This is a genomic window from Corallococcus llansteffanensis (genome assembly GCF_003612055.1).
GTDB lineage: Bacteria > Myxococcota > Myxococcia > Myxococcales > Myxococcaceae > Corallococcus > Corallococcus llansteffanensis.
This window is the reverse complement of sequence record NZ_RAWB01000643.1, coordinates 1-5264: the sequence shown is the minus strand read 5'-3', so window position 1 is coordinate 5264 and position 5264 is coordinate 1. Positions and strand designations below refer to the sequence as shown.

Sequence of the window (5264 nt, the reverse complement as noted above, 5' to 3'; positions counted from 1 at the left end):
GACTCCGGCCGCCGCGCCCGTCGTGCGCGCGGCGCCGTCCAAGGCGGTGGCGCTGTTCGGCGTGGCCCGCCAGTCGGCCGCGTCGGACCAGGCGGCGAAGCTGGAGGACACGCTGTCGCGGAAGCTGGGCGCCGCGGGCGACGTGGAGTTCGTGGACCTGGCGTCCGCGTTCCCGGCGCCGGAGCCCCAGGGCATCCCCCGGGGTGACGCGCTCTTCGACGAGGGCCGCTCCGCGTACGACAACCTGGACCCCGACACCGCGGCGGTGAAGTTCAAGGCGGCCGCGGACGCGTACGTGCAGCGTCCGGGCGACCTGCGCCCGGAGAAGCTGGGAGAGGCGTACCTCTTCCAGGGCGCCTCGCTGCTGCTCAACGGCGACGTGACGGGCGCGAAGGCCGCCTTCACGAACGCGATGGTGGCGGAGCCGTCCCTGCGCCCGGACGCGGGCCAGTTCGGCCAGGACGTGCAGCGGGTGTTCGCGGAGGCGCAGAAGGAGCTGACCGCGCAGCCCCAGGGCTCGCTGGTGGTGACGTCCCAGCCGCAGGGCGCGCGCGTGCTGGTGCGCGGCCGCGACGTGGGCGCGACGCCGCTTTCGTCCGTCAAGCTGCCGCCGGGCCGCTACCCCGTGCAGGTGGTGCTGCCGGGCTACGCCCCCTCCGTGACGTACACGGAGGTGAAGCCGTCCGCCCCCACCGAGGTGAAGGCGAAGCTGTCCTCCGCGCCCGGCCTGGCCGCGCTGCGTGACGCGGCCGCGAAGGCCGGCACGGAGAAGGCCTTCTCCGACGACGGCGTTCCCCCGGAAGTGGGCGCCATCGGCGAGCGGCTCAACGCGCGCTACGTGGTGCTGGCGGCGGCGTTCCAGGACAAGAAGGGCCGCCTGCATGGCGAGGTGCAGGCGTGGGACCTGCGCACGAAGAACCGGCTGAAGGGCGTGGAGGTGGACTTCGGCGCGCGCGACGGCAAGGGCAGCGCGAACGACGCCGCGGACCAGGTGCACACCTTCCTCACCGGCTCCGCCCTGCCCCAGGGCAAGAAGCCGGGCCGCGACGAGGTGGCGTCCTCGGGTGACTCCATGCTGCGCAAGCCCTGGTTCTGGGCCGCGGCGGCGGGCGTGGCGGCGGTGACGGCGGGCGTGGTGTACGTGGCCACGACGGACCGCGCCCCCGGCTTCAACCCGGTGAACGGCCTGCCCGGTGGAATTTCCTTCTAGCTTTGGCGTCAAGCTTCCAGGACTCCCCATGAAAGCCCTCTCGCTCGCGCTCGTGTTGCTGCCCGCCGTGGCGCTGTCGTCCTCGCCCAACCCGGGCCGCATCTCCGCGCTGCTCATCCCCATGGACCCGTCGTCCGAGTCCTCGGGGGTGCAGATGGAGAGCTACATGAACGACGCGCTCGGCAACTTCGCCAACTACTCCGTGCGCAAGCCGAAGGACCTCTTCGGCCTGCCGGACGACGCGGCGGCGCAGGCGTCGTTCCAGCGCGCGAAGAAGGGCTTCGAAGAGAGCGTCAAGGCCTTCGAGGCGCGCGAGTACGAGGACGCGGAGCGCAAGGTGCGCGCGACGCTCAAGGAAGTGGAGGGCTCGGTCGCGGCCATGCACTCGTGCTTCCCGCTGTGCGACGCGCTCGCGCTGCACGGCGCCATCCTCCAGCTGCGGGGCGACGTGGAGGAGGCGAAGCTGCTGCTCATCGACCTGATGGCGCTCAACCCCACCTTCGAATTGAACCCCAAGCGCTTCAGCCGGGACTTCATCGGCCTGCGGGTGCAGGTGGCCACGAGCCGCACGTCGCAACTGCGCGGCACCGCCACCTTCAAGTCGCGCCCTGCGGGCGCGCGCGTCTACGTGGACGGCGAGGCGGTGGGCTACACGCCCGTGACGCTCCCCGCGCTGCCGGTGGGCAAGCACCTGGTGCGGATGGAGCGCCCCGGCTTCCGCCAGTTCGGACAGATCGCGGAAGTGACGCCGGATGACACGGAGGTCAGCGCGGCGCTCGTTCCGACGGCCACGTACAAGGCCTACGACGTGCAGCTCGACAAGGTGCTGGGCGACGTGTCGCGTCCCAGCGACAAGCCGGCCAACGCCGTCGTGGCGCTGGGCAAGTCGCTGGGGCTGGACCGGACGCTGCTGGGCACCGTGCGCGTCATCCCGGAGAAGGGCACGGAGCTGGCCGTGGGCCTCTTCGACGTGAAGAGCGGCAAGCGCCTGGGTTCGCGGCGGCTCGTGCTCCAGGGCGACGAATACGGGCAGCTCAAGCTGGAGATGGAGCGGGTGGTCAACCAGCTCATCAACACCGAGGGCGAGAAGGTCATCCGCGCCAAGGATCCGCTGGAGGGCCGCAGCGGCGCGGAGGACTGGAGCTCGGAGGACCGGGGCGGCCAGCAGAAACAGTCCGAGAAGAAACGCTCCACGGATGACCCCTTGGATTCGATGTCGGGAACCGAGGATTGGTAGCGGACGGCGCTTGTCCCGGGACGGACTGCCCCTAGAGTCCCGGGCCGCATGCGCCTCCTGCCGCTGTTGACCCTCCTCCCGACGTTCGCGCTCGCGCAGACGGGCGCCGTCGTCCGCGCGCCCACCCCGCCCCAGGGCATCACGCTGCCGCCCACCAACGCGGCGCTCGTGGACGAAGCGCCCGCGCTGTCGCTCAACCCCGCCGGCCTGGGCTTCATCGACGCGGGCCAGCTCTTCTACCTGCACGAGCGCAACCTGGAGTCGGACGCCGTGGGCGACGCCGTCTTCCTGGGCACGAACCTCCTGGGCCTGGGCGCGGGCTTCTCCCTGGAGTGGATCCGCGGCGAGGACGCGCCCGACTACCGCAAGACGTCCTTCGGCCTGTCGATGGGGCCCCGCACGCTGCAGTTGGGCGCGGCCCTGCACGACTTCAGCTCCGACGACCGCGCCATTGGCGGACTCACCAGCTGGGACGTGGGCCTCACCGCGCGCCCCGCCCGCTTCCTGTCCCTGGCCGCGGTGGCGAAGGACTTGAACGCCCCCGAGAGCGACGGGCTCAAGCTGCCGCGCCGCTACAACTTCGGCGTGGGCCTGCGCCCGCTGGACGAGCGCTACACGCTGGGCGTGGACTGGCTCTTCGCCGAAGGCGGCTTCCGGGAAGGCCAGGCCACGTACACGGTGCAGGCGGAGGTGCTGCGCGGGCTGCGGCTGGGCGGCGGGCTGTCCCACGGCTTCGTCAGCGGCATCCCGCTGGCGCTCCAGTTCTCCGCCACGGTGGACCTGGGCCACGCGGGCCTGACGTACGCGGCGGGCGGCGCGGGCAACGGCCTGGACCACGTGCTGCAGCTGCGCCTGTCGTCGGAGACCTACCGCTCCGTGCACGGCTCGAACGGGGTGGTGACGCTGCTGGACCTGGACGACATGCTGGCGGGCGGCGTGAGCCCGGTGCTGTCGGTGCTGGGCGTGAGCGAGTCGGACCCCTACCTGCGGCTGCTCAAGTTCCTGGACCTCGCCACGCGCGACGAGCGGCTCCAGGGCGTGGTGGTGAAGATGGAGGGCCTGCCTGGCCTGGGCTGGGGCGGGGCGGAGGAGCTGCGCCAGGCGTTCCTGCGCCTGCGGCAGGCGGGCAAGAAGGTCGTGGTGGTGATGCTGTCGGGCGATGACCGCTCGTACCTCGTGGCGTCGGCGGCGGACGGCGTGTACGCGCTCACGGAGGCGTCGCTGCCCATCAACGGCCTGTCCGCCAGCGTGACGTCGCTGGGCGGGACCATGGAGAAGCTGGGCATCCACTGGGACGTGGCGCGCGTGGGTGAGTACAAGACGGCGACGGATCAGCTCACCCGCTCCGACATGAGCCCCGCGGAGCAGGAGACGCTGGACGCGTACCTGGACGGCCAGATGGCCCACTACGAGAAGGCCGTGGAGGCCGGGCGCAAGCTGTCGCCGGAGAAGCTGCGCCAGGCGTGGACGGGCGGCATCCTGTCCTCGCGCCGGGCGCAGCAGGCGGGCCTGCTGGACGGCGTGGTGTCCGCGACGGAGCTGGACGCGCGCGTGGCGGAGTGGTTCCCCGGCCAGCGCTTCGTGCCCACGTACTCGCCGCGCGACGAGCGCGAGGACCGCTGGGGGCTGCGCCGCCGCATCGCGGTGGTGCCGATTCTGGGCGACATCACCGGGGGCCGCAGCCGCGAGGATCCGCTGGGCTTCTCCAGGCTCGCGGGCGCGGAGACGGTGGTGCGCGCGCTGGAGCGGGCGCAGGAGGACCCGTCCGTGGTGGCCATCATCCTGCGCGTGGACTCCGGCGGCGGCGACGTGCTGGCGTCGGACCTGATGTACCGCGCGGTGCTGGAGGCCAAGAAGCACAAGCCCGTCGTCGCCTCCATGGGCGACGCGGCGGCCTCCGGCGGCTACTACGCGGCGGTGGGCGCGGACGAGGTGCTGGCGGAGCCCACCACGCTCACCGGCAGCATCGGCGTCTTCTACCTGAAGCCCGCGCTGGAGGGCCTGGGCGCGAAGCTGGGGGTGAACCAGCAGACGCTGAAGCGCGGCGACATGGCGGACGTGCTGGACTGGTGGCAGCCGTGGACGCCGGAGCAGCAGGCCGCGGTGCAGACGTGGGTGGACGACTCCTACGACACGTTCATCACCGAGGTCGCGCTCAACCGGAAGATGGACAAGGCGAAGGTGGACGCCGTCGCCCGGGGCCGCGTGTGGAGCGGACAGGACGCGCTCGCGCGCGGGCTGGTGGACGGGCTGGGCGGCCTGCACGAGGCGACGCTCGCGGCCCGGAAGCGCGCGAAGGTGTCCCCCACCGAGGACCTGGACCTGGAGGTGATGGGCGGCGCGCGCGGCTTCCTCTCCGGCCTGGGCGGCGAGCCCGGGGTGCACGCGCTGGCGGGGCTGCTGCTGCCGGGGCTCCCGGAGCGTCCGCCGGAGGCCCTGTCCTCGCTTGCCCGGGAGGTGGGCCTGGGGTCGCCCGAGCTGCTGCGCCCCGGCCTGAAGGCCATGCTCCCCTTCACCGTGCGCATCCGCTGAAGGGGCTCAGGGGGTCACCCGGCGAACACGCCACGCGCACGGGCGGCGAAAATCCGGGCACCACAACCGGGCGCTCTGTTAGGGTGGTGAGTGCCTCCCGGCCGGCGCTAGGGCCGTCGGGGGGTTTCAGGAACCGGCGGTTTCGGCCTTCTCGCAGGCCCCGCGTCCGGCTTCCTGTCCCAAAACCTGCCTCCTGACGTCCCCGGCGACCCCCTGTGGCCGCCGCACTCCAGGGTCGTCATGGCGTGGAGCCCCATGAGCGAGAATTCCGACAACCCCGAGACC

General features: G+C 72.4%; 3 protein-coding genes. All 3 read left to right on the top strand.

Annotation, left to right across the window (positions count from 1 at the left end; genetic code table 11):
- Positions 1-1210: PEGA domain-containing protein (locus D7V93_RS37170; protein WP_147451538.1), on the top strand; the 1210-nt coding region annotated here is incomplete at its 5' end.
- Between the two features lie 28 nt (positions 1211-1238).
- Positions 1239-2447 (top strand): PEGA domain-containing protein, encoded by a 1209-nt coding sequence (locus D7V93_RS37165; protein ID WP_120647852.1) that lies wholly within the window; start codon positions 1239-1241, stop codon positions 2445-2447.
- Between the two features lie 48 nt (positions 2448-2495).
- On the top strand, positions 2496-4979 hold the full coding sequence (gene sppA / locus D7V93_RS37160) for a signal peptide peptidase SppA (protein WP_120647851.1): 2484 nt from the start codon (positions 2496-2498) through the stop codon (positions 4977-4979).
- The last annotated feature ends 285 nt before the right edge of the window (positions 4980-5264 follow it).